The organism is Kitasatospora sp. NPDC048722, from assembly GCF_040650235.1.
GTDB lineage: Bacteria > Actinomycetota > Actinomycetes > Streptomycetales > Streptomycetaceae > Kitasatospora.
Genome location: NZ_JBEZGX010000073.1, coordinates 16,942 through 39,029 on the forward strand (window position 1 = coordinate 16,942; position 22,088 = coordinate 39,029).

General features: G+C 73.9%; 21 protein-coding genes and 2 pseudogenes. 8 read left to right on the plus strand and 15 right to left on the minus strand.

All coding sequences use genetic code 11. From position 1 onward, the window contains the following. Positions 1-59 precede the first annotated feature (59 nt). The 3 genes from AB0C76_RS35795 (at position 60) to AB0C76_RS35805 (ending at position 2,276) form a co-directional block, all read left to right on the plus strand. Entirely contained in the window at positions 60-980 is a 921-nt protein-coding gene (locus AB0C76_RS35795; RefSeq protein ID WP_359973731.1) for a LysR family transcriptional regulator, read from the plus strand. A 69-nt stretch (positions 981-1,049) separates the two neighbouring features. Then, a complete protein-coding gene (locus AB0C76_RS35800; protein WP_359973733.1) occupies positions 1,050-1,451 on the plus strand; it encodes a hypothetical protein in 402 nt (133 codons plus the stop codon). 150 nt (positions 1,452-1,601) lie between these two features. Beyond that, positions 1,602-2,276, plus strand: a complete 675-nt coding sequence (locus tag AB0C76_RS35805; RefSeq protein WP_359973735.1) for a transcriptional regulator — start codon at positions 1,602-1,604, stop codon at positions 2,274-2,276. On the opposite strand, the gene AB0C76_RS35810 is transcribed toward AB0C76_RS35805, so the two are convergent. The 3 genes from AB0C76_RS35810 to AB0C76_RS35820 are packed head-to-tail and all read right to left on the minus strand — an operon-like array spanning position 2,259 to position 5,103. Then, positions 2,259-3,281 carry an aminotransferase class I/II-fold pyridoxal phosphate-dependent enzyme gene (locus AB0C76_RS35810; RefSeq protein ID WP_359973737.1) on the minus strand — a complete coding sequence of 341 codons (1,023 nt, stop codon included), beginning with the start codon at positions 3,279-3,281 and terminating at the stop codon, positions 2,259-2,261. The genes AB0C76_RS35805 and AB0C76_RS35810 overlap by 18 nt on opposite strands. Next, positions 3,278-4,618, minus strand: coding sequence for a radical SAM protein (locus AB0C76_RS35815; protein WP_359973739.1), 1,341 nt, complete (start codon positions 4,616-4,618; stop codon positions 3,278-3,280). The genes AB0C76_RS35810 and AB0C76_RS35815 overlap by 4 nt, the downstream gene beginning before the upstream one ends. 26 nt (positions 4,619-4,644) lie before the next feature. Next, positions 4,645-5,103 carry a hypothetical protein gene (locus AB0C76_RS35820; RefSeq protein WP_359973741.1) on the minus strand — a complete coding sequence of 153 codons (459 nt, stop codon included), beginning with the start codon at positions 5,101-5,103 and terminating at the stop codon, positions 4,645-4,647. A 95-nt stretch (positions 5,104-5,198) separates the two neighbouring features. Here AB0C76_RS35820 and AB0C76_RS35825 point away from each other — a divergent pair, with 95 nt between their 5' ends. Further along, positions 5,199-6,224: an HD domain-containing protein gene (locus tag AB0C76_RS35825; RefSeq protein ID WP_359973743.1), complete on the plus strand. Its 1,026-nt coding sequence runs from the start codon at positions 5,199-5,201 to the stop codon at positions 6,222-6,224. Between the two features lie 3 nt (positions 6,225-6,227). Here AB0C76_RS35825 and AB0C76_RS35830 read toward each other — a convergent pair. Together AB0C76_RS35830 and AB0C76_RS35835 are read right to left on the minus strand one after the other, a co-directional pair. Next, a pseudogene (locus AB0C76_RS35830) lies at positions 6,228-6,610 on the minus strand (VOC family protein). 111 nt (positions 6,611-6,721) lie between these two features. Beyond that, positions 6,722-7,294 carry a hypothetical protein gene (locus AB0C76_RS35835; RefSeq protein WP_359973745.1) on the minus strand — a complete coding sequence of 191 codons (573 nt, stop codon included), beginning with the start codon at positions 7,292-7,294 and terminating at the stop codon, positions 6,722-6,724. A gap of 175 nt (positions 7,295-7,469) precedes the next feature. Between AB0C76_RS35835 and AB0C76_RS35840 the strand changes: the two genes are divergently transcribed. Further along, on the plus strand, positions 7,470-7,724 hold the full coding sequence (locus AB0C76_RS35840) for a hypothetical protein (protein ID WP_359973773.1): 255 nt from the start codon (positions 7,470-7,472) through the stop codon (positions 7,722-7,724). A gap of 98 nt (positions 7,725-7,822) precedes the next feature. Here AB0C76_RS35840 and AB0C76_RS35845 read toward each other — a convergent pair whose 3' ends face one another. After that, entirely contained in the window at positions 7,823-8,677 is an 855-nt protein-coding gene (locus AB0C76_RS35845; protein ID WP_359973747.1) for an SDR family NAD(P)-dependent oxidoreductase, read from the minus strand. Positions 8,678-8,876: 199 nt separating this feature from the next. Between AB0C76_RS35845 and AB0C76_RS35850 the strand changes: the two genes are divergently transcribed. Next, positions 8,877-10,613 (plus strand): SpoIIE family protein phosphatase, encoded by a 1,737-nt coding sequence (locus tag AB0C76_RS35850; protein ID WP_359973749.1) that lies wholly within the window; start codon positions 8,877-8,879, stop codon positions 10,611-10,613. A gap of 13 nt (positions 10,614-10,626) precedes the next feature. Here AB0C76_RS35850 and AB0C76_RS35855 read toward each other — a convergent pair whose 3' ends face one another. The 7 genes from AB0C76_RS35855 to AB0C76_RS35885 all read right to left on the minus strand — a co-directional run bounded on the left by AB0C76_RS35855 (position 10,627) and on the right by AB0C76_RS35885 (position 16,805). Next, positions 10,627-11,820, minus strand: a complete 1,194-nt coding sequence (locus tag AB0C76_RS35855) for an aminotransferase class I/II-fold pyridoxal phosphate-dependent enzyme (protein WP_359973751.1) — start codon at positions 11,818-11,820, stop codon at positions 10,627-10,629. Positions 11,821-11,910: 90 nt separating this feature from the next. Continuing rightward, complete coding sequence (locus tag AB0C76_RS35860; RefSeq protein WP_359973753.1) at positions 11,911-12,291, minus strand: hypothetical protein; 381 nt, start codon at positions 12,289-12,291, stop codon at positions 11,911-11,913. Positions 12,292-12,506: 215 nt separating this feature from the next. Continuing rightward, the gene (locus tag AB0C76_RS35865; protein ID WP_359973755.1) at positions 12,507-13,166 is read right to left on the minus strand and encodes a zinc ribbon domain-containing protein; all 660 of its coding nucleotides are present in this window, start codon (positions 13,164-13,166) and stop codon (positions 12,507-12,509) included. Positions 13,167-13,341: 175 nt separating this feature from the next. Next, entirely contained in the window at positions 13,342-13,581 is a 240-nt protein-coding gene (locus AB0C76_RS35870; RefSeq protein WP_359973757.1) for a hypothetical protein, read from the minus strand. Positions 13,582-13,724: 143 nt separating this feature from the next. Further along, a complete protein-coding gene (gene lepB / locus AB0C76_RS35875; RefSeq protein WP_359973759.1) occupies positions 13,725-14,603 on the minus strand; it encodes a signal peptidase I in 879 nt (292 codons plus the stop codon). A gap of 67 nt (positions 14,604-14,670) precedes the next feature. Continuing rightward, entirely contained in the window at positions 14,671-15,270 is a 600-nt protein-coding gene (locus tag AB0C76_RS35880; RefSeq protein ID WP_359973761.1) for a helix-turn-helix transcriptional regulator, read from the minus strand. A gap of 134 nt (positions 15,271-15,404) precedes the next feature. After that, positions 15,405-16,805, minus strand: a complete 1,401-nt coding sequence (locus AB0C76_RS35885; protein ID WP_359973763.1) for a hypothetical protein — start codon at positions 16,803-16,805, stop codon at positions 15,405-15,407. 626 nt (positions 16,806-17,431) lie between these two features. On the opposite strand from AB0C76_RS35885, the gene AB0C76_RS35890 reads away from it, so the two are divergent. Next, a complete protein-coding gene (locus AB0C76_RS35890) occupies positions 17,432-18,772 on the plus strand; it encodes an FAD-dependent oxidoreductase (RefSeq protein ID WP_359973765.1) in 1,341 nt (446 codons plus the stop codon). A 37-nt stretch (positions 18,773-18,809) separates the two neighbouring features. On the opposite strand, the gene AB0C76_RS35895 is transcribed toward AB0C76_RS35890, so the two are convergent. Then, positions 18,810-19,751 (minus strand): alpha-L-glutamate ligase, encoded by a 942-nt coding sequence (locus tag AB0C76_RS35895; RefSeq protein ID WP_359973766.1) that lies wholly within the window; start codon positions 19,749-19,751, stop codon positions 18,810-18,812. Between the two features lie 240 nt (positions 19,752-19,991). Between AB0C76_RS35895 and AB0C76_RS35900 the strand changes: the two genes are divergently transcribed. After that, positions 19,992-21,593, plus strand: coding sequence for an ABC-F family ATP-binding cassette domain-containing protein (locus AB0C76_RS35900; protein WP_359973768.1), 1,602 nt, complete (start codon positions 19,992-19,994; stop codon positions 21,591-21,593). 138 nt (positions 21,594-21,731) lie between these two features. Here the strand turns inward: AB0C76_RS35900 and AB0C76_RS35905 are convergent. Then, positions 21,732-21,890 (minus strand): annotated as a pseudogene (locus tag AB0C76_RS35905) (SAM-dependent methyltransferase); the annotation flags it as partial. Positions 21,891-22,088 lie beyond the last annotated feature (198 nt).

Here is a 22,088-nt window from a genome sequence, read left to right on the forward strand (position 1 = left end):
TGCAAAGATGAACACGCAATCCTTGCTTCAGATGCAAAGACCCGGCTCAGGAGCCACTCATGGACCTCAACCTGCTGCGGGCCCTGGACGCACTGCTCCAGGAGAACAGCGTGACGCGCGCCGCCGAACGCCTCGGCACCTCCCCCGCCGCGGCCAGCCGCACGCTCGCCAGGCTCCGCCGCGCCGTCGGCGACCCCCTGCTCGTCCGCGCCGGCCAGGAGCTCGTCCCGACCCCGCGCGCACTCGAACTCCGGGAGGAGGTGGGCGCGTTGCTGCGCGCCTGCGACAACGTCCTGCGGCCCGGGGCCGGTTTCGACCCCGTCCACCTCGACCGCACGTTCACCGTGCAGGCCTCCGAACTCCTCCTCGTCGGCCTGGCCGGGACGCTGACCGACCGGATCCGCGCCGAGGCCCCGCACGTCGACGTCGTCTTCCTCCCCGAGGCCCTGGAGGACGGGCCCGCGCTCCGCCAGGGCCGGGTGGACGTCGAACTCGGCGTCCTCGGAAACCTCGACCCGGAGATCCGGACCCGCCCGCTCACCCGCGTCCCGCTGGTCGGCGTCGCCCGGGCCGGCCACCCCCTGTTCAGCGGCCGGAAGGACGGCCGGGTCGACGCCCGCCACTTCGCCGCCGCCGACCACATCGGCGTTTCCCGCCAGGGCAGGCGCCTCGGCCCCATCGACCGCGCGCTCGCCGGGAAGGGCCTGCGGCGCCGCGTCGCGGTCGTCGTCCCCAGCCACACGAGCGCGATGCTCCTCGCCCGCGACACCGACCTCGTCGCACTCAGCCTCGCCGGCTGGCTCCCCGACACCATCACCGCCCTCGGCCTGCGCACCTTCCCCATCCCCCTCGACCTCGCCCCGCTCGACCTGGGCATGGCCTGGCACCCGCGCAACTCGGCCGCCCCGGACCACCGCTGGTTCCGCGACCACCTCGCGGCGGCCGTCCTCGCCCGCTCCGGCACGGCGGGCGGCGCCTGAACCGCCGCCCGAGGGCGACGGAACCGCCGCAGCCCGTTTCGGCGTTGGTGAGGACGGGAGGGAACCGACATGACAAGGAAGCCGTACCGGATCACGATCGCCGCGGTCGCACTGCTCGCCGCCGCCCCGCTCCTCAGCGCCTGCAAGGACGCCGACCAGGCGCTCGACTGCGGGAAACGGGCCATCAGCGTCACCGGCGACGTCCAGGACCTGGCCGACTCGGCGATCAACGTCGGGCAGATCACCGACGACAGCAAGCGGCAGCACACGCTCGACGCCCTGAAGAAGATCAAGGACGACGTCAAGAAGGTCCGCGAGAGCGGCACCAACGGCAAGCTCGACAAGGCCACCGACAAGCTGTCCAGGACCATCGACGACGCGCAGAACGCCGTCGACAACGGCAGGCAGCCGGACCTCGGCGCCATCGCGAGCGCCGCCGGCGACGTCGCCACCGCCTGCGGCTCGTCCTGACGGCCCGCGCCGACGAACACGCCGGGTGCGGCGGCGCCCGCCGCCCGCCCGGCCTGTCGCCGCACCAGGCCCCCGGCGAGGCGATAGGAAGGGACACCGGGGCCGCAGCAACCAGCGCCCCACCGCAGCACCCGTCCACGGAGGCACCAGGTGAACCACCCGATCCTCGCCCAGATCCAGCGGCTGCGCGCCGAACTGGCGCCCGGCGACACCGCCCCCGCCGTCGTCACGGCCCTCGCCGACGGCCGGGCACCGCTCACCGCCCTCGCCGAACTCGCCGCCCAGCAGCACCGGATCATCACCTCCGACCGGCGCAGCCTGCTCCTCCTCGCCACCCGCTGCGCCGACCACCCGGCGGGCGCCTGGTTCGCCGCCCTGGCCGACGGCGAGAGCGCCGCGCTCCGCACCCTCCCCACCCTCGCCTCGGCCTGCGGCGTCGACCCCGACGGACTCGCGCACCACCCGCCCCTCGCCGGCTGCCAGGCCTACCCCGCGTACCTCGCCTGGCTCGCCCTCAACGCGCAGCCGTCCGCGTCAGCCGTCGCCCTCGTCGCGAACTTCGCGGCCTGGGGCGGCTACTGCGCCACGATCGCCGAGGCCCTGCGCCGCCACTACGGCTTCCCGGACGAAGCCTGCGCGTTCTTCGACTTCTTCGCCCAGCCCGCGACCGCCCTCGAAGAACAGGCCGCCGAATCCCTCGGCCCGCACCCCCTCGACGACCGCACCCTCACCGCGGCCCGCGAACACGCCCTCCTGCTCCAGGCCTACGAACACCTCTTCTGGAACACCCTGGCCACGCCCGCGCCGTCAGACGGCGGTTCGTGAACTCGACCCCGCACCGAACGCATCGGCAAGGCTGGTCAGGACGGCACCGGACCAGTCGCTCTCCCCGAACACGCCGGCCGGCACGGCGAGCACGCCGCACTCGCGCCGGAGCGTCTCCGCCGGGATCCCGACCGGGAAGAAGTAGTTGCCGGGGCACGTCCGGGTCGCCGCGGGAATGGCCCCGGACACGTCGGCCGGAAGCCTCGCGAACAACCGCTCGGCCCGTGCTGCCAGTTCGTCGACGACCCGCCGGGGCACGTCACCGTGCTCGGTCAGCAGGCGGTCGGCGAGGATCAGTTGAGCCGGCGTCGGCGGGTCCGCCCGGAACGCCTCGGCCAGTTCGGCGTGCTCCGGCCCCAGCAGGACCACACCGAACGTGCGCGGCCACAGCCACCCCTTGGTGACCGAATGCAGCAGGACGGCACGACCGGTGTCCAGCAGTCGCCGTGTACCGGCCGCGAACGGTGCTCCCAGGTCGTAGACGCCGTCGATCAGCAGGCGGCGGCGCGGCGACCCCCGCAGCCACGACATCACCGCGGCGCACTCGGCATCGGTCAGGTACCGGCCGAGCGGCTTGCTGGGGTTCGCGAGCAGCAGGTACTCGGGCCGGTCGTCGGCCGGCGACGTCGGCAGGACCGGCGCCGGAAGCGTCGGGTAGGACGCGGGCGACAGGCCCGCGGTGCGGGCCAGCTCGAAGTACACCGGGTACACGTCGCTGGGCAGCCACAACCGCGCCTGCCCGGCGTGCAGCCAGTCGAACACCACGCCCAGCCCGTGCCGGACCCCTCGACAGACCATGGCCCGGCCGGACCACTCCTCCGGCAGCTCGTACCGCCGCAGCCAGGCACGGGCGAGGTCGCACCGGTGCACCGTGCCCGGCCCGGCCGGCGGTTCGGGTCGCAGCGGCGCGAGCGCCCGGTAGACGTTGGTCTCGGCCGCGTCCAGGAGCGACGGGGTGGCGCCGAGCCGCCGCTGCCGGAGTTCCTGGAACTCGTCGAACCTCATGCCGGTGCTCCTTCCGGCACGATCTCGCTGGCCCGGTCCTCCAGGGAGGCGTAGCAGCGCCCGTCGGCCAGGACGTTCCAACTGCGCGCGATCCCGCTGGTGCGTTCCCAGAGCAGGCTGGGCTCGGTGTAGGCGGCGATCCGCATCGACCGGCCCTCCCAGCTGCCGTGGTAGACCGGAGCGCCCCAGGGCAGGCGGCTCGCCAGGTCGAAGCCGCGCTGCTCGGCGAACCGGGTGACGACGGACAGCGGGACCTGGTGCTGTCGGCTCCAGACGTTGGCGGCGCGGTCGAAGTAGAGCGACTCGGTACTGGTGGAGACGTAGAGCTCCTTGAAGCAGACCTCGTCGACGCCGAGGGCCGCGGCCCACGAGAGGTAGTCGGCGACGCCGCTCTCGTCGGCCACGCCGCCGTGCTGGAGCACGCAGATCAGCCGCATCCGCAGCCCCGGCCAGCGGTCGCGTTCCACGCGCCAGGTCTCGGCCACGGAGCTCACCGGCGTGCGCAGCGTCATCAGCCGCTCGCTGACGTCGTCGTCCTGATGGTGCCGGGAGACCGCCAGCACGCCCAGGCCCGCGGCGCTCAGGGCCGCCAATCGGCCGGCCCGGTCGGCGTGCCCGCCTTCCGCCAGGGTGTGCGCGTTGGTGATCAGGACGACCTTCGGGAAGGCCGCCGAGCAGGCGGACACCAGCCGCAGCTGCTGTTCGAACGGCAGGAGCGTGGGCTCCCCGCCCCCGGTGATCACCGCACGCTCGGCACCCGCCGCACGGCCGCGCTCCAGCCAGGAGGCGACCTCGCCCCACGGGACCCGGGCCGGCGCCTGGTCGCTGGAGATCGAGGCCGCGGAGAAGCAGAACGAACACCGGGCCTGGCAGGCGGAGGCGACCGGCAGAACGGAGACCGAGCGCGGTCGCAGGTCGGCGTAGGGTCTGTGTGCCGATGCCTGCAGGTGCAGGGACGCCGCCATCGCGTCCTCGACGGTCGTGGGGCGCAGGGTGTACTCGTCGCCGGCCTGGTCGAGCTCGTGGACGGCCGACAACCGGATGCGGGCCTCGTGCAGTTCCATGCCGAGGCCGGTCGACACGTTGGGCACCAGCCTGTCGGGATCCACGGTGGTCTCCAGCACCAGCAGCCGGTCGCCCGCAATGGCCAGACGCTCCAGCAGGCGTCGCGCCTTGCCGACACCGATGCGCAGCTCCGCACGGGTCAGCAGGTGGAACCGGTCGGGATGGGTGCTCTCCGGGATCCCCGCCTTGCCGTAGGCGAACGCGTACTTGTCGAAGCCCCTCGCGAAGTTCGACAGCACGATGACGTGGAAGCGCTGGTCGCTGGATATCATCCCGTCATCATGCATGAGCGGGCCTCTCAGTCCGACCGCCGCTTCCGCGTCTCCTCCTGCAAGTACAGGACGAGGAACAGCGCGAGAACCAGGTCGTCCGACAACGGCCCGTGCCCGTCCGGCAGTTGCACGCGCCGCGGGCGACCGCCGAGCCGGTCGTAGTCGAGCCTCATCGGACCCACCGCACGTACCCGACCGCCCATCCGGTCGAAGTCGAGGTCGTGCGGCCCGACCCGGCAGAGCCGCCCGCCCATCCGGTCGTACTCGAGCGTCCATCCACCCGCCGTACGCATCCGGCTCCCCATCCGGTCGTAGGTGATCTCCACGTCCCCGACCCCCGTCAGCCGGCTCCCGAGCCGGTCGTACCGAAGCCCCCACGCCCCGAGCGACTGCGGCTTCGCTCCGAACCGTCCGTAGCCGAGCTCCCGGTCCCCGATCGCCGTCAACAGACTCCCCAGACGGCCGTACCCCAGCTCCACCTGCATGCCGGAACCCCCTCCACTCACCCGACACGCTACCCCCGGCCCACCGCCCGATTATGGAGTGGCGGGTTCGGCGGGTCGTTTCCTAGATTTGCCCGATGCCTGCTCACACGGACCAGACCGTACCGGCCGCGCCGACCAACGTCGTGGGGGCGACCCCGGTGTTCACCGATCCGCTCTGGCGGGTGCCCGTCGAACTCAGGCCCGTGGAAGTCGAGTTGCTCCGGAGCGAGCCGTTGCGGCGGCTGCACTTCGTCGTGCACGGCGGGGCCTCCGCGATCAGTACGCTGCAGTCGTACTCCAGGCTTGAGCACACCCTCGGAGTGCTCGCGCTGGTCGTGCGCTTCCGGCCTCGGGACGAGCTCCTGCGGATCGCGGCGCTGTTGCACGACATCGGACACCTGCCGTTGAGCCACACCTTCGAAGGCCTCGGCGGGCTCGACCATCATGCGATCGGCTCGCGGTTGCTGCGGGCCGAGCCGATCCGGGGCGTGCTGGAGGAGCACGGGGTCGATGCCGACGCCGTCGTCTCCCTGCTCGACGGGAAACCGCTCTCGCCACTCACCGGGCGCTCCGGGTTGCTGAACCTCGACCACCTCGACTCCTACGTGCGCAGCGGGCGCGCCGCCGGACGGCTCGACGTCGATCCGGCCGTTCTTCTGGGGCGCCTCCGCCTGGTGGACTCGGCGGTGTCGGCAGACCGCGAGACCGCCGCCACGCTCGTCGGGCTGGTCGGTGCGGAGGCACGGCTCCACACCTCGTGGGACAACGTGGGGCCGGTCTCGGTGGTCCGCCGGCTGGCGGCCCGGCTGCTCGACGACACCGGGCTGGACCCGGCCCGGCTCGCCCGGATGACCGATCACCGGTTCTGGTCCGCGCTCGACGCCTGCGCCGCCACCCGGACGGAGAGCGGCATGATCCGGTACGAGCCGCACCGGCTGAAGGTCACGGTCGGGCACGCGTCCGACGACGACGGCTGCGGGTGGGACTTCTCGCTGCGCAAGATCTACAGCTCCGCACCGCTGGTGGACGGCGAGCGGATCGAGGGCGCCGCGCCCGGGCTCGCGGGGGAACTGGACGCCCTGCGCCTGTTGCCCACCGACTTCCACGTCCGGTGGAGCTGAGCGTCAGGGGAGGGCGACGAGTTCGACCTCGAAGCCGTCGGTGTTCTCCAGGTAGGCCGCGTACGTCTGCTCGCCGCCGGCGTGCGGGTGGCGGTCGGGGAACCTCAGGCGCCAGCCGTGCCGGGGCGCCTCCGCAACCAGCTCGTCCACGGCGCGCGCGTCCCTCACGTGGAACGCCAGGTGGTTCAGCCCGGGGCGGCACCTGTCGTGCACGTCGGCGGTGAGGGCCGGGGACTGCTCGACGACGAGGTAGGTCGCGCCGAGCCGCCGGCTGCGGCCGTTGCTCCAGTGCTGGAACGGCGTGTGGCCCAGAGCCTCCAGCAGCCAGCCGAAGGAGGCCACCGCCCGGTCGAGGTCGGCACCCAGATCTCGACGTGGTGCAGCATCCCATGGGTCCCGCGTGGTCCCGTCAAGTCGTCCTCGTCCCATCGCCGGCAGCGACCGATGCGCAGGAGGTCGGCCGGGCCGACCTCCTGCGCAACCGGCACGATCCTCTCTCACGCCTGCCAGTGCGGCTTGCCGCTCACGATCCGGCAGGTGATCGTCCGGCCGTTGGCGTCGTGGGTGCTCAGGCCCAGGTCGGCGTCGCGGCAGAACTGGCCGGCCGCGTAGCAGTTGCCCGCGTTGGAACGGATCTCGCAGCCGCCGCCACCGGCGGCCGCGGGCTGCGGGGGTTGCGGGTCGGTCGGCGGCTGGGCCGTCGTCACCTTGGGCTGCGGTTGCGGCTGCGGCGCCTTGGCCGCCGGCGACTTGCTCGCGGGAGCGGGCGCCGGTGCGTGCGTGGGGGGCGGGGCCGGCGACTGCGCGGCGGCCGTCGTCGGTTCGGCCGCCGGCGTGGTCACCGCAGGCGGAGCGGGAGGGGCGGAGGGTGCGGGCGTGGTCGTCGGCGCCGGGGTCGCCGCGACGGTGGCCGTCGGGGTGGGCGACGCCGAGGCCTTGGCGCCGGCGTCCGCTGCCGAGGGGTCGCAACCCGTCAGCGCCAGCCCGACGGTGAGGACGAGTCCGGCGAAGGCCGCCAGACCCGCGCCCCGGCGACCACCGCTGCGGCCCACGCGTATCCGTGAAGGCATGAGGGGAGAGGGCTCCGTTCCGGTTCGGGTGAGGTGGGAGAGATGAGCGAGTCAAGCAGAACTCCCTCACCGTCCGGGCACGGACCGCACACTCGTTGGCGGATCGAGACCTGCCGACTACCGGGCGTTGACCATCCCGGCTTCCCGCCAACCACGCGCCCTGAGCGCCTCGCGCATGCCACGCACGCCCCTTCACACCTCCGCACCCCCACGCGTCCGCCAATCGCACACCCCCTCGTGCCCGAGCGGTGACGGGCGCGGGGGTCTCGACGACTACGCCGGCGGCGCGGTGACGGTCTCCGGCTCCACCGGGACCGCGATCGGCAGGTCGATCTGCCGCTCCGGCGACTGCACCTCGGGCGGCACCGGCTACTTCCAGCCCGTCGAGCCGGTCCTCCAGACCTACGGCCTGACCATGGCCACCGCCTGACCGTGCGTCCGGGGCGCCGCCCCGTCCGACCGGGTGACGCACACCGCCCTCCCGCCGCAAGCGCGACGGGAGGGCGGCCGCACCGACTGCGGTCGGGATCAGCCCGCGACCCAGCCGCCCGTCATCGTCTGCACCGCCGAGCCGTCGAGGTCCGCCAGCTTGGTGCCGGCGAACGCCCGGGCCGCCGCCGAGGTCTGGATCCGGAACGCCGGCCGCTCGGCCGTCAGCGCCTCGACGACCGGCGCGGCGGCCTCCTCCGGCGTCTGCGCCTGCCCGAAGGCCTTGAGCGTGCGGTCCACGTACGCGCCGAGGGCCGGGGCGTACGGGCCGGCCGCGTCGAGCAGGGCGGGCACGTCGATGGCCTGGTTGCCGATGAACTCGCTGGCCACCGCGCCCGGTTCGACCACGCTGACGTGCACGCCGACGGAGGCGGCGGCCGGGGCCAACGACTCCATGAAGCCCTCGACGGCGAACTTCGAGGCGCAGTACGCCTCGTTGAACGGCTGGCCGACGACGCCGCCCACGCTGGTCACGGTGACGAGCCGGCCACCGCTGGCGCGCAGGTGCGGCATGGCGGCCCGGGTGACCTCGACGACGCCGAAGTAGTTCACCTCCATCGTGAACCGGACCGGCTCCATCCCGTCCTGCTCGATGGTGCCGACCCGCCCGGCGCCCGCATTGTTGACGACGGCGTCGAGCCGGCCGTGCCGGGCGACGACGGCGTCCAGGCAGGCCGCGACGGACGCCGGGTCGGTGACGTCCAGCCGCTCGACCTCGACGCGCTCCGCGACGCCCGCCTCCTCGGTGGCGGCGCGCAGCGCACCGGCGCGGCCGGTGTCGCGCATGGTGGCGATCACGTGGAACCCGGCCCGGGCGGCGGACACGGCGGCGGCGAGGCCGATGCCGGACGAGGTGCCGGTGATGAGGGCGATCGGGGCGGTGGTGGTGTTCATCGATACCTCTTGCATCTGGTGGTGCACCGACGGGACGGGCTCCGCGACTGTGTGCGTGTGCACGCACTCTATCGTTGTGTGTGCGCACACGCAAATACGCGTGCGGAAATCCATCGGGCCGGTCACGACCGCGCCTCCGCCCAGTCAAGGTTTCACCCTCCTCCGGGCGTGCCGCGCCACAGGGCGTGATCATGGGATCATGCAGTTCCGGCACGGCCACCGAACAGAGGACCCCGCCCCGGGCGGCCCGGGCCCGTCCGCCACGCCCGAGCCCCGGTCCGCGACGGCAGCAGCGACGACCGGCCCCGCCGCGCGCTCCGGCCCGGCGCCCGGGAGCAACGGGCCGGACCTCCACCGCGACGTCCTCTCCGCCGCCCCCGTCGCGGTAGCCCTGCTCGACGCCGACCTGCGCTGGCAGTACGCCAACCCCGCCTTCACCGCTGTCACCGGCCTGCAGCCCGCCGACCTGCTCGGCCACCCCGCCCACGCCACCGCCTTCGCGGGCGCCACCGACGCCCTGCGCCGCGTGCTGGCCGACGGCCGCGACCACGAACAGGTCACCGGCGGCCCCGACGCCCCGGGCGCGCCCGTCCCACCCGGCCTCCGCGTGCGCTACCGGCCGCTGGAGCGCGCCGGACGGCCCGCCGGCGTCGTCGTGGCCGTCCTCGACGACCCCGGGCCGGACCGCGAGCAACCGCGCGAGCTCGAACGGGCCCGCACACGGCTCGCCCTCCTCGACGCCGCCGCCGAGCGCATCGGCACGACCCTCGACGTCGGCACCACCTGCGCCGAGCTCGCCGCCTTCGCCGTCCCCCGGCTCGCCGAGTTCGCCACCGTCGACGTCCTGCCGCCCGAGGCCACCGCCGACCGGGCCGGGCGGGGCGGCGCCCAACGGTTGCACCGCGCCGCCGCCGAGTCCGTCCTGCGGCTCCAGGCCGCGCTCGACGAACTGCCCCGACCGGGCGAGTCCGTCCGCCACCGCGAGGGCTCACCAGGCGCGCGCAGCCTCGCGGGCGGCATCGCCGTGCTCGCCGACGGAACGGACGCCGCCGCCGGCCTCACCGCACTGCTCGTGCTGCCGCTCACCGCCCGCGGCCACGTCGTCGGCCTGCTCACCCTCGGCCGCACCGACGCCGTGCCCGCCTTCACCGCCGACGAGGCCGAGCTGCTCGGCGACCTGGCCGGCCGCGCCGCCACGAGCATCGACAACGCCCGCCGCTACACCCGCTCCCAGGGCATCGCGCTCGAACTCCAGCGCGCCCTGCTCAGCGAGCCCGGCAACCCGCACCAGAACCTCGACCTCGCCTCCCGCTACCTGCCCTCCGGCACCACCTCGGTGGTCGGGGGCGACTGGTACGAGAGCGTCCGGCTGCCCTTCGGGCGCACGCTGCTGGTGATGGGCGACGTCATGGGCCACGGTGTGGAGGCGGCGGTGGACATGAGCCACTACCGCTCCACCCTGCGCGACGTGGCCGGGATGGACCTGCCGCCGCACCGCATCCTGCGCCAGCTCGACACCGTCATCTCCGCCAACGACTCCGCCCGCCCGGCGACCTGCCTCCTGGTGCTCGCCGACCCCAGCCGCGGCCGCTGGACGCTCTCCAGCGCGGGCCACCTGCCGCCCGCCCTCATCACCCCGGGCCGCGCCACCGAACTCCTGCGGATCCCCACCGGCCCGCCGCTCGGCACCGGACTCGGCGGCTACGAGCAGGCGACCCACCCGCTCAGCCCGGGCCAGACCCTCCTCCTCTACACCGACGGCCTGGTCGAGCGCCGCGGCGAGGACATCGACGTCTCGCTCGCGCGGCTCGCCGACCTCCGTCTGCCCGCCGCGGGCGAGCTGGACGACCTCCTCGACGCGCTCCTCCACTCGATCGCGCCGACGGCGGCCGAGGACGACATCGCGCTCCTGGCCGCCCGGCCCCGGCCGCGCTGACCGACTCCTCGCCCTACGCCTTCGCGAGCGCCTGCTCCAGGTCCGCCCACAGGTCCTCGGGGTGCTCGATGCCCACCGCGACCCGGACCGTCCCCGCGCCGATCCCGGCCGCCGCCAACTCGGCGTCTGACAGCTGCCGGTGGGACGTGCTGGCCGGGTGCAGCACCAGCGTGTGCACACCACCGAGCGACGGCGCCAGCGAGGCCAGCCGGACGGACTCCGTGAACGCGCGGGCCGCCTCCCGTCCGCCCGCGAGGTCGAACGCGAGGACGCCGCCGTGCCCCTCGGGCAGCAGGCGCAGCGCCAGCTCGTGGTCGGGGTGCGCCGGCAGGCCCGGGTAGTGGACGGCGGTCACCGCCGGGTGCGCGGCGAGGCGGCCGGCCAGGTCGAGGGCGGTGTCGCAGTGGCGGCGGACCCGCAGCGCCAGCGTCTGCAGGCCGCGCAGGGTGAGCCAGGCGGCGAACGGGTCGGCGGTGGCGCCGAGTTCGATCGCATGGTGCCACACCTTCTCGTGCAGCTCCGGGCCGGCGAAGACGGCGAGCCCGGCCAGGACGTCCGAGTGGCCGCCGAGGTACTTGGTGGCCGAGTGGATCACGATGTCCGCGCCGTGCTCGATCGGCCGGCACAGCAGCGGCGTCGCGAAGGTGTTGTCCACGACGGTGACGACCCCGGCCGCCTTCGCCGCGGCGATCAGGCCGGGCAGGTCGGTGACCCTCGTGGTCGGGTTGGAGATCGTCTCCAGGTGCAGCAGCCGCGTGTTGGGCCGCAGGGCCGCCGTCACCTCGGCCGGGTCGTCGCCCCCGACGTGCGTGACCTCGACGCCCCAGCGCTCGACGAGGTCGGCCAGCATCGCGAACGTCCCGCCGTACAGGCTGCGCTGGGCGATCACGTGGTCCCCGGAGCGCAGCAGGGCGAGCAGCACGGTGTTGATGGCGCCCATCCCGGAGGAGGTGGCGATCGCGCCCGTCCCGCCTTCGAGACCGGCGACGGCCTCCTCCAGCGAACGGACCGTCGGGTTGCCGTAGCGGTTGTAGAAGAACGCCCCGCCGGGGCCGCCGAAGGCCTCCACCAGGGCGTCGCTGGTCTCGAAGGCGAACAGGTGGCTCTGGTGCAGCGGCACGCCCATCGGGCGGCTGCCGTTCACCTCCGCCACGGGCGGGTGGACGATCCGGCTCTCGGGGCGCAGCGTGCGGTCGAAGTCGCTCATGCCGCCATCCTGGTCCCGGACGACCGCGCCGCCCAGGGCCAATCGCGAGCGATTGGCCCTGGGCGGCGCGGAGTCGGTGCCACGAGCCGCTCAGCGGCGGCGGCTGAAGATCCGCTTCGCGAAGTAGATGATGCCGATGATCAGCAGCACGAAGAGCAGGATGATCAGGATGACCACGACCAGCAGGAACTTGCCGAGCTTGGCGAAGAACCCGGACTTCTTCTTCTGCTGGGGTTGGGGCGCCGCCAACTGGGCAACCGACTGCGACCGGGCGGTGGCCGTCACGGCGTGCGCGGTCGCCGGACCGGCCGTGGACTGACCGGCCGTGGACTGGGCGACCGTGGACCGGGCTACCGCCACCGGGCGCGGTGCGGCCGTCGCGGACGCGCTCGACGCCACGGCGCCGAGGCCGAGGGCGGCCAGCAGCGCCACCAGGGCGCCGGCCATCGAACGTGCGATCCGGTGAGTCATCGTGCTCCTCGTACTTCGGCGCCCGGGTCCTGCCCGGGCGTCAACCATGGGGAATGACGACGCGCCCGGGCCCCGGGGTTCCCGTCCGGCGGCCGGAAATCGCGCGAGTGCGCCCCGGAACGAATCCGGGAGCGCACCTCGCCGACTCCCCCGCTCCCCCGCTCCCCCGCTTCAGCCGCCCGCCGTCAACTGCCCGCCGCTTAACTGCCCCGCCGTCAGCGCCTGGTGCCGCAGGACGGGCAGAACGCCGAACCGTCCGGCACCTCCTTGTGGCAGCTCGCGCACTCCGCCGGCTGCGCGAGCCGGTGCCCGCAGCCCGGGCAGAACGGCGTGCCGTGCGTCTCCGCCGAACACTGCGGGCACACCAGCTGCCGGCGCGCGTTCACGTCGAACTCCGCACCGGACTGCTGGCCGACGCTGTAGGCGCGCTCGGACACCATGTCGTTGAGGCCGCGCCGCTGCGCGACCATGGCCTCGGCGGCGGTGTCCGGGGCGCAGTTGTGGCACAGGCCCTGGCCCGGGTCGAAGCAGCGACCGCACACGTAGTGGGTGCAGCGGGCGCAGCGGTCGAAGTGCGTCTGGGCGTTGGTGATCGCGCGCTGGAACGCGGCGTCGCGCGCGCTGCCCCAGGTGTGCCCGGCCAGGCCGTCGGCGGCGTTGCTGATGGTGTTGGCGTTGCCGCCGATGAGGTTCCAGGCGGCGCTGACGCCCTTGCCGATCCACCCGGCCACCTGGCCGGTGGTGAACGCCTCGAACGGCGAGCGCCAGGTGTCGGAGCAGCGGTAACAGGAGAACTCGAACTGGAAGCCCGCGCCGGTGCCGTACTGCTCGCACATGTCGCGGTAGTTGCTGCTGAAGTAGATCTCGGAACTCACGTCGTCCCCGGAGAATGGTGGAGTGGCAGGTGGGCGGTCATCACGTCGACCGCGCCCGATGGGACGTTCGCACGGACGGGGCCGGTTGCGCCAGGTCCCGCGGTCCGGTTGCAGCACGACCAGGGCCGAACCGTGACATTCGCCGGCCCCGGGACACCTCCTGCTCAGGCCGCGGTCACAGCCCCGCCGCCGGGAGCAGCACCACGCGCGACGGGTCGAACCGCTCCCAGCCGGCCGGGCGGCCGCTGCGGGTGACGCGCAGACGGCACCAGCGCTCGCCGCCCGCGTCCTGCCACCAGCCGCTGATCCGTCCGAGCCGCCAGGAGCCGTCCGGGAGGTGCACCTCGACCGACTGGTACACCCACTGGACGTCCGGCCCGTCCGGCTCCCCGCCGTCCGCAGGACTGCTCTCCACCACGGTTCCGTCTCCCGACCCGGACGTGGCCGGCGGCCTCCCCGGGTCGGGCGCCACGCGACCAGGCGTGCAGCTCACCCGTCGAACTCTACAGGCGTGTAGAGCAGCGCGGGCGGGGTTCCGCGGACCCGGTCGCGATCGGCTCAGCCCTGGCGGCGCACCCGGCGCCGGCGCCGCCACACCGTCAGCGGCACGGCGGCGACCAGGGCCGCCGCGCCGGGGACGGACGGCTCCTCCAGCGGCGACCGCGGCGAGGCCGGCGCGGCGAGGCCCTTCTGGTCGAAGGTGTCGGGCACCGGCAGGGTGCTCCAGTGCGAGACCGGCCAGGCGACGACGAAGGCCCGGCCCACGACGTCGTCCACCGGCACGAAGCCGTCGCCGGTCTCGTTGTGGTGCGGCCGGGAGTCGCGCGAGTTGTTCCGGTGGTCGCCCATCACCCACAGGTGGTCCTTGGGAACGGTCACGGTGCCCACCGGGTCGTTGTCGCAGGGCGTGGAGCCGGGAAAGATGTACGGCTCGTCCAGCGCGACGCCGTTGACCTTCACCGGGCCGCCCTTCTTGCACTCGACGGTGTCCCCGCCGACCGCGATCACCCGCTTGATCAGGTCCTTCTCGTCCGCCGAGGGCATCAGGCCGACGGTGCTCAGGACCTTCTGGACGGTGCCCGTCACGGAGTCGCCGGACTGCTTCGGCGGGCCCTCCAGCCAGCCGCCCGGATCGCGGAAGACGACGACCTCCCCGCGTTCGGGCTTCGCCCCGAACCAGGGGGTGAACTTGTCCACGAGCACGCGGTCGCCGATGTCGAGGGTCTGCTCCATCGAGCCGGACGGGATCGAGAAGGCCTGGACGAAGAAGGTCTTGATGCCGAGCGAGAGCAGCAGGGCGATCACCAGGAGGATCGGCAGCTCCTGCCAGAAGGGCCGCTTCTTTCGCTCCTTGCGCCGACGACCCCTCTCCCCGCCGCCGGCCCGCTCTCCGGCTCCGCCGCTGTCCCCGGTCTCCGCGCTCTGCTGGACACTCATCTCCTCGGCCCCTCCCGACGGCCCGCGGGAGTCCGGAACGGAAAGCCCCCGCTGTCAGGAAACGAACCTACCGAACAGAGGTTCCCGGGCGCGCCCTGACGTGGATGCGCTCGCCCTGCGGTCCGAACAGGCTGAGGAACTCCACGGGCTGCGGGCCGGCGTTGCCGAAGGCGTGCGGGGTGCGGGTGTCGAACTCCGCGGCCTCCCCGGCGCCGAGCTCGATGTCGTGCGGACCGAGCAGCAGACGCAGCCGGCCGGAGAGCACGTACAGCCACTCGTAGCCCTCGTGCACCTTCAACTCCAGCCCGGGCCCGGTGCCGTGGCCCGGCGGCATGATGTGCTTGTAGGCGTGCAGCCCGCCCAGGTGGCGGGTGAGCGGCACGATGGTCTGCCCGTTCCTGGTCACCGGCCGCGGGTGGATCCGCGGGTCGCCGGTGGCCGGCGCGCCGACCAGTTCGTCCAACGGCACCCGGTACTCACGCGCCAGCGGCAGCAGCAGTTCCAGCGTCGGCTTGCGCTGGCCCGACTCCAGCCGGGACAGCGTGCTGAGCGAAATGCCGGTGGCCGCCGCCAGCTTGGCCAGCGTCGTCCCCCGCTCCCGCCGCAACGCCCGCAGCCGGGGTCCCACCGTGTTCAGGACGTTCTCGAAGTCCGCGTCGTCGGCCATACCCGCCATTCGCCGCCACGGCAACCCGCTTTGTCAAACCGGCACAGCGGAGACGGCGGCGGAGTCCCTCCGGCGTGTCCACGCCGAGGGGCCCGATGACGGACGAAGCGTCACCGGGCCCTCGTCCGGACGTGTCAGCGGTACTCGCGCAGGCGGGGGCGGACGCCGACGGCCACCAGGACGAGCGCCGCCGCCAGGACGATACCGGCCAGGGTCGCGGTGGTGCCGTCGAGGGCGTCGTCGGTGTCGGCGACGGCCGTGTCCATGGCGCGGGTGTTGACGTCGATGGTGTCCCCCATCGCCTTGCTCAGCTGGTCGAACTCGTAGTTGGACTGGCCCTTCGAGAGACCGGTGTTGAGCGTCACCGCGTCCTTCAGCCGGCCCGCGTCGTGCAGGACGCGGATCTTGTGGTCCACCTGCTGGTAGGACTGGAAGGCCGCCAGCACCCGCTCGGCCGCGTCCTGCTCGCCGGGGAAGGTGATGTTGTTCAGCTCCGTCCCGAGGTAGCCCCCGAACGGCACCGAGCGGTCGGCCAGGTGCTTGGCGGCGGCGGTCTCCAGCCGGCCCTCGTAGTCGGTGATGGTCGCGCCGTCGAGGCGGGCGATCGACTGGCTCTTCTCCAGGTAGGTCCGCTGGTACGTGGCCGCGAGCACCGGGTCGGTGAGGTAGCGGCTCTCGTCGGCGTTCATGTCGAAGGCGACGGCGCGGGCCCGGCTGAGCGCGATCACCGAGTCGTAGGCGTTGCTCTTGGCCGTCACCAGGTTGCCGTCCGCCCTGGAGACGAGGTGCAGACCGGTCGCGAGCACGATGCCGGTCAGCAGGGTGACGGCCGCCAGCGCCGGGTTGACGACGCGGTGGTAGCGCGCGGCCAGCGTCCGCTGGAGCGCGAACAGCGCGACGAGCGCGAGCAGGCCGACGGCGGCCAGCTGCCACCAGCCGCTGTTCAGGTCGGAGCGCTGCTGCGCGAAGACGTGGTCGACGACCGCCTCGTTAGCGGCGGTGACCTGGTCGGCCGCCGGGAGCAGTTGCTGCCGCAGCAGGTCGGTGGCCTGCCGGTAGGCCACGAGCGCCTCCTCGGAGGGCTTGCCGGCCGGGGCCTTGGCCTGGTCCTCCAGCAGCTGGGCGCGGGCCACCAGGGCCTCGTAGCTGCCGAGTTCGCCGAGGACGCGCTGGACGGCGCGCTGCGAAGCCGGGTCGTCGGCGGCGGCCTGGGCGGCCTGCTGGAGGTCGTCGTCGGCCTGGGCACGGCGCTGCTCGTAGGTGTCGAGGGTGGTCCTGTGCAGCGCCGTGTAGTCCGGGTCGGCGCCGATCAGCAGCAGGTTGGCGGCCTGGGCGTCCATGTCGCTGAGCGCGAAGTAGAGGTCGGCGGCGCGGGTCGCCTGCGGGGCCGCGCCGTGGCCGATGGTGTCGGTGCCCTCGCGGGCACCGCCGAGGACGCCGGTGGCGGTGGCGCCGAGGCCGAGCAGGGCGGCGAGGCTCAGTGCGGTGAGGCCGCGGACGAGGCGCGGGGTGGTCCAGTAGGCCCGGCCGCCCATCCGTCGGGCGCTCTGCCGGAGGCGGTGGCCGAGGCCGGTCGGGAGGTGGTGCGGGACGCGGGGGGCGGCGGGCTTCGGCGGCGCGGCCGCTGGACTGCCCTCCCCGGGGTCGGAGCCCGCTGCGGAACCTGCCGAGGCGCCCGCTGAGGCGGCCTCCTTGGATGTGGCCGTTCTGCCCTTAGCCGCCGTCGTCATGACCGTACGTCCTCTTCCCCGTTGTACGGTCCGCGGGGCCTCCCCTTCGGGGCCCGCGCGGAACCGGTCTTTCTCCGCCGAGCGACGCTGTTTCCGCGCCGTCGACGATGAGACTCCTCCTGACGCCTCCTTGGCACCGCCGGACGCCGATCTTGACGACTTCTTAGCGCCGCCGCCCCTTGGGCGCAGGCGACGTCTGCGGTCCAGCGGTGTCCGGGCCAGGAGGAGCGCCCGCCTGTCGGGCCAACCGCACGAACGAGCGGGGCAGCCGCACGACCCGTACGAGCCCGGTACCTGCACGACCGTTTCCCCGTGGTTCGCCCCGGGGGCACTCGGCGGCGATCCGGCGCGCGTCAACAGGCGCCCCAGAAGCGCCCGTTCACACCACCGATCCGTTACGCGCGCACCACCGCCCAACTACGCTACGTCGCATGACTTCTTCGGAGACGGCCCCCGGGCGGGGCACGGCGGTGGTGATCGGCGGCGGACTCGCCGGAACGGTGGCGGCCTGGGCGCTGCGCGGTTACGCCGAGCGGATCGTGGTGGTGGAGCGGGACCGCTACCCGGCGGAGCCGCAGTTCCGCGCGGGCGTCCCGCAGGGGCGGCACGCGCACCTGGTGCTGGAGGCCGGGCACCGGTTGCTGGAGGAGATGATGCCCGGCATCAAACAGGAGTTGACGGACGCGGGTGCCACCCGGGTCGCCGCTTCCGGTGATCTGCGCTGGCTCAGCTCGGCGGGCTGGATGGCCGACTACCCGGCCCAGGTGGCCTTCCTGTCCTGCACACGGCCGGTGATGGACAAGCTGATCCTGGACCGCGTCCGCGCCGCCCCGTCGATCGAGTTCCTGGAGGGCACCGAGGTGGTCGGGCTGCTCGGCTCGGCCCGCGCGGTGACCGGCGTCAAGGTCCGCGAGCGCGGCCCGGAACGCGCCGGAGTCCAGGAGATCCCGGCCGAGATGGTCGTCGACGCGACCGGCCGCTCGACCCCGGTCGCGGGCTGGCTGGCGGAGCTCGGCTGCGCGCCGGTGCCCGAGGAGCGGGTCGACGCCGGCGTCACGTACACCTCGCGGCTCTTCCACCGCCCGGCCGGCGCCGGCGACCTCGGCTGCAAGGCGATCTACCTGCAGACCAAGGCCCCGGACGCGCCCCGCCTCGGCGTCCTGCTCCCGGTCGAGGGGGACCGCTGGATCGTCAGCCTGGCCGGCATGCGCGGCGCCGAACCCGGGCCGGGCGAGGCCGGGTTCGACGGCCAGCTGGCCCGGCTCCGCGACCCGGCCATCCGCGACGCGCTGCGCGAGGCCGAGCCCGCCGGCGAGGTCCGCGGCTTCGTCCCCGGACCGGGCGTGCGCCGCCACTACGAGCGCCGCTCCCCGGAGGGCCTCGTCGCGATCGGCGACGCCCTCTGCACGTTCAACCCGGTGTACGGACAGGGCATCACGGTCTCGCTGCTGAGCGCCCGGGAACTGCGCCGCGCGGTGCTGCGGCACGGCGGCATCGGTCACGCCGCCGCACGCGACGCCAGGCGCGGGGTGGCGGCGGTGTCGAAGAACGCCTGGGTGATGTCCTGCACCGAGGACGCCCGCTTCGCCGCGACCACCGGCGGGCCGTCCGGGCCCATGATGAAGGTCCAGCACGCCTTCCTGGACAGGGTCCTCGCCGCCGCGACCCGCAACACCGCGGTCACGGCGGCCTTCCACGAGGTGATGTCCCTGGTCTCGCCGCCGACCGTGCTGTTCCGCCCGGCGCTCCTCGGCGCGATCCTGCGGAGCTGACTCCGGAGATGGCTCCGGAGGTGGCTCCGGAGGGGACTCAGTCCTCCAGGTGGGCCGCGACGTACGGGACAGCGACCTGGTCCACCCCCTGCTTCCGCTCGAAGGCCGGGTGGACGTTGACCTCGAAGACCACGCCGCCGCTCTCGGCGGCGAGGTCGACGCCCGCGAACGGGAGGCCGAGGGACTTCGTCGCCGAGACCGCCAGCTCGGCGATGCCCGGTGGCAGTTCGTCGACGTCCAGGGTCGTGGAGACGGCGCCCTGGATCTCGTTGCACGGCGCGTCCGGGTCGGCCTGGACGTGCTCCGTCGCGCGCAGGACCCGGCCGCCGAGGACGACCACCCGGTACTGGTGGCGCTGCCCGTCGGCGGTGAAGTTCCGGGCGTCCCCGGCGATCAGCCAGTCCGCGCCGGCGTCCGCGTAGTGCCGTGCGACGGCGTCGAGTTGGGCGCGGGTGGTGACGTGGAAGACGTCGTCGCCGCCCATGCCCACGCACGGCCGGGCCCAGACGTCGCCGCCGAGCCGCCCGAACGCCTCGGCGGCGGCCTCCGGGCTCGGCCGGGACAGCGCGATCGTCGGCATGTGCGGCACGCCGTCGCGGACGAAGCAGGCCACCGTGACGTCCTTCTCCGTGGCCGCGCGCCAGGCTGCGGCGTCGGTGCCGAGCGAACGGACGCCGTGCACGCGCAGCAGCCGCTGGCAGTGCGCGAACGCGGGGCGCCGGTGCGGCGGGATCTCGTAGACGACCACCGTGTCCGTGGTCACGACGCGCCCGTCAGTCTCCAGCCGTACGAGGCCGTCGCCGCCGGCCCTGATGCGGCCGGTGCCTCCGAGCCCGTCGGCGTCGTCCGTCATGAAGTGCCGCGCGTCCACCGGGACGGGTTCCCGGCCGGTCAGCTTCCGGACGGCGGTGGCCATCGCATCGCGGGTGCCCTCGGTCGAGCCGTGGTCGGTCAGAAGAACGAGGTCTCGTCGGCTCATGCCGCCATGGAAGCGATACGGGCGCGCACGGGACAAGGAGGCCTTGTGCGCCATTCACGTGGCGCCGTGGCCGAAATGGCGTCCGCCGTGAGCCGGCTCCGGCCTGCCGCCGTTAATTCGGATGCGGGCTCCCGCCCGCCCGGGTACCCTCGGCCCCATGTCTACGCCCCGAATTTCCTAGCTGACGGACCCGCCTCCACGCCACCCGTGTGTCCGTTCGCTGTTTCGGAGCGTTATCCCATGATCACCACCCGTGGTGTCGACGTGCGCGTCGGCGCCCGTCTCCTCCTGTCCGACGTCAGCCTGCACATCGCCCCCGGCGACCGGATCGGCCTGGTCGGCCGCAACGGCGCCGGCAAGACGACCCTGCTGGCCACGCTCGCCGGCGAGCTGGCGCCCGCCGCCGGCACCGTCACCCGCACCGGCGCGGTCGGCTACCTCCCGCAGGACTCCCGCGCCGCCGACCCCGCCGTCACCGTCACCGACCGCATCCTGTCCGCCCGCGGCCTCGACGCCGCCGTCCGCGCCCTGCGCACCGCCGAGGAGGCGATGACGCTGGCCGACGGCCCGGCCGCCGAGCGGCGGGCGATGGACGCCTACGTACGGGCCGAGGCCGCGTTCCAGTCGCGCGGCGGCTACGCGGCCGAGGCCGAGGCCGCCCGGGTCGCGGCCGGGCTCGGGCTGCCCACCCGCGTCATGTCCGGCCCGGTCGGCGCGCTGTCCGGCGGCCAGCGGCGCCGGGTCGAACTGGCCCGGATCCTGTTCGCCGACCACGGCACCCTGCTGCTCGACGAGCCCACCAACCACCTCGACGCCGACTCCGTCACCTGGCTGCGCGGCTTCCTGGCCGGCCACCCCGGCGGGCTCGTGCTGATCAGCCACGACATCGGCCTGGTCGCCGACACCGTCAACCGGGTCTTCCACGTCGACCCGCAGCGCGCCACGATCGACGTCCACAACACCGGCTGGCGGGCCTACCACGCCCAGCGCGAGGCCGACGAGCGCCGGCGCGCCCGCGAGCGGGCCAACGCCGAGCGCAAGGCCGCCTCGCTCAACGCCCAGGCCGACAAGATGCGGGCCAACGTCGCCACCGCGACCGCCGCCCGCAACATGGCCCGCCGCGCCGACCGGATGCTCGCCGGCCTGGAGCCCGTCCGCCAGGCCGAGCGCGTCGCCCGGATCCGGCTGCCCGAGCCCGAACCGTGCGGCCGCATGCCGCTCGGCGCGGTCAGCCTCGCCAAGGCCTACGGCGGCCGGCCCGTCCTGAACGGCCTGGACCTCGCCGTCGACCGCGGCTCCCGGCTGGTCGTCCTCGGCCTCAACGGCGCCGGCAAGACGACCCTGCTGCGGATCCTGGCCGGGCACGTGACCCCGGACTCGGGCCGCGTCGTGCCCGGCCCCGGGCTGCGGCTCGGCTACTTCGCCCAGGAACACGACACGCTCGACCCGGCGCTCACCGTCCGGGACAACCTCGCCCTGGCCGCCCCCGCCCTCACCGACGGCGAACTGCGGCGCGTGCTCGGCGCGTTCCTGTTCAGCGGCGACGACGCCGACAAGCCCGCCGGCGTCCTGTCCGGCGGCGAGAAGACCCGCCTGGCGCTGGCCGGACTCGTCCACTCCGGCGCCAACGTGCTCCTCCTCGACGAGCCCACCAACAACCTCGACCCGGCCTCCCGGGCCGAGGTCCTGGGCGCCGTCGGCACGTACCCGGGTGCGATCGTGATGGTCACCCACGACCCGGGCGCCATCGAGGCCCTCCGCCCGGACCGCGTCCTCCTCCTCCCGGACGGCGACGAGGACCTGTGGAGCGACTCGTACCTGGACCTCGTCGGCCTCTCGTGACGCCGGCGCCCGGCGGCCCCGGTCCTGCGACGGACCGGGGCCGCCGGGCGTGCCCCCTTCGCCGGCCCGGGCCTTCGGGGCTCAGGCCATTCGGGCTCAGGCTTCCGGGCTCAGGCTTCCGGGCTCAGGCTTCCGGGCTCAGGCCTTCCGGGCCTCGCTGAGGAAGCGGGCCGAGTGCGCGACGAACGGTCCCCCGGTGCGGATTTGGGCGTCCAGTTCGCGCAGCCGGTCGAAGTACCCCTCGACGGTGAATCCCGGGACCATCCAGATCACCTTGCGCAGGAGCGGAAGGACTGCCGGAGCAGATTGGGATCGTCGTGGGCGCCGGCCCGCATGGGCAACCCCGCCCCAGCCGGCGACCTGCAACTTCAGATTGAAAGGTACTCAGTCCTTGTCGGTTCCGTCGGTCAGCTGCGCTTGGATGGACGTCATCACGGCGGCATCGGTCAGGGTGGTGGTGTCGCCGACTTCGCGGCCTTCGGCGATGTCGCGCAG

Bases quoted from the DNA above. Each gene is read 5' to 3' on its own strand.
- AB0C76_RS35795 (WP_359973731.1), top strand. From the start codon at position 60: ATGGACCTCAACCTGCTGCGGGCCCTGGACGCACTGCTCCAGGAGAAC.
- AB0C76_RS35800 (WP_359973733.1), top strand. From the start codon at position 1,050: ATGACAAGGAAGCCGTACCGGATCACGATCGCCGCGGTCGCACTGCTC.
- AB0C76_RS35810 (WP_359973737.1), bottom strand. From the start codon at position 3,281: ATGAGGTTCGACGAGTTCCAGGAACTCCGGCAGCGGCGGCTCGGCGCC.
- AB0C76_RS35815 (WP_359973739.1), bottom strand. From the start codon at position 4,618: ATGATATCCAGCGACCAGCGCTTCCACGTCATCGTGCTGTCGAACTTC.
- AB0C76_RS35820 (WP_359973741.1), bottom strand. From the start codon at position 5,103: ATGCAGGTGGAGCTGGGGTACGGCCGTCTGGGGAGTCTGTTGACGGCG.
- AB0C76_RS35825 (WP_359973743.1), top strand. From the start codon at position 5,199: ATGCCTGCTCACACGGACCAGACCGTACCGGCCGCGCCGACCAACGTC.
- AB0C76_RS35835 (WP_359973745.1), bottom strand. From the start codon at position 7,294: ATGCCTTCACGGATACGCGTGGGCCGCAGCGGTGGTCGCCGGGGCGCG.
- AB0C76_RS35840 (WP_359973773.1), top strand. From the start codon at position 7,470: ATGCCACGCACGCCCCTTCACACCTCCGCACCCCCACGCGTCCGCCAA.
- AB0C76_RS35845 (WP_359973747.1), bottom strand. From the start codon at position 8,677: ATGAACACCACCACCGCCCCGATCGCCCTCATCACCGGCACCTCGTCC.
- AB0C76_RS35850 (WP_359973749.1), top strand. From the start codon at position 8,877: ATGCAGTTCCGGCACGGCCACCGAACAGAGGACCCCGCCCCGGGCGGC.
- AB0C76_RS35855 (WP_359973751.1), bottom strand. From the start codon at position 11,820: ATGAGCGACTTCGACCGCACGCTGCGCCCCGAGAGCCGGATCGTCCAC.
- AB0C76_RS35860 (WP_359973753.1), bottom strand. From the start codon at position 12,291: ATGACTCACCGGATCGCACGTTCGATGGCCGGCGCCCTGGTGGCGCTG.
- lepB (WP_359973759.1), bottom strand. From the start codon at position 14,603: ATGAGTGTCCAGCAGAGCGCGGAGACCGGGGACAGCGGCGGAGCCGGA.
- AB0C76_RS35880 (WP_359973761.1), bottom strand. From the start codon at position 15,270: ATGGCCGACGACGCGGACTTCGAGAACGTCCTGAACACGGTGGGACCC.
- AB0C76_RS35885 (WP_359973763.1), bottom strand. From the start codon at position 16,805: ATGGGCGGCCGGGCCTACTGGACCACCCCGCGCCTCGTCCGCGGCCTC.
- AB0C76_RS35890 (WP_359973765.1), top strand. From the start codon at position 17,432: ATGACTTCTTCGGAGACGGCCCCCGGGCGGGGCACGGCGGTGGTGATC.
- AB0C76_RS35895 (WP_359973766.1), bottom strand. From the start codon at position 19,751: ATGAGCCGACGAGACCTCGTTCTTCTGACCGACCACGGCTCGACCGAG.
- AB0C76_RS35900 (WP_359973768.1), top strand. From the start codon at position 19,992: ATGATCACCACCCGTGGTGTCGACGTGCGCGTCGGCGCCCGTCTCCTC.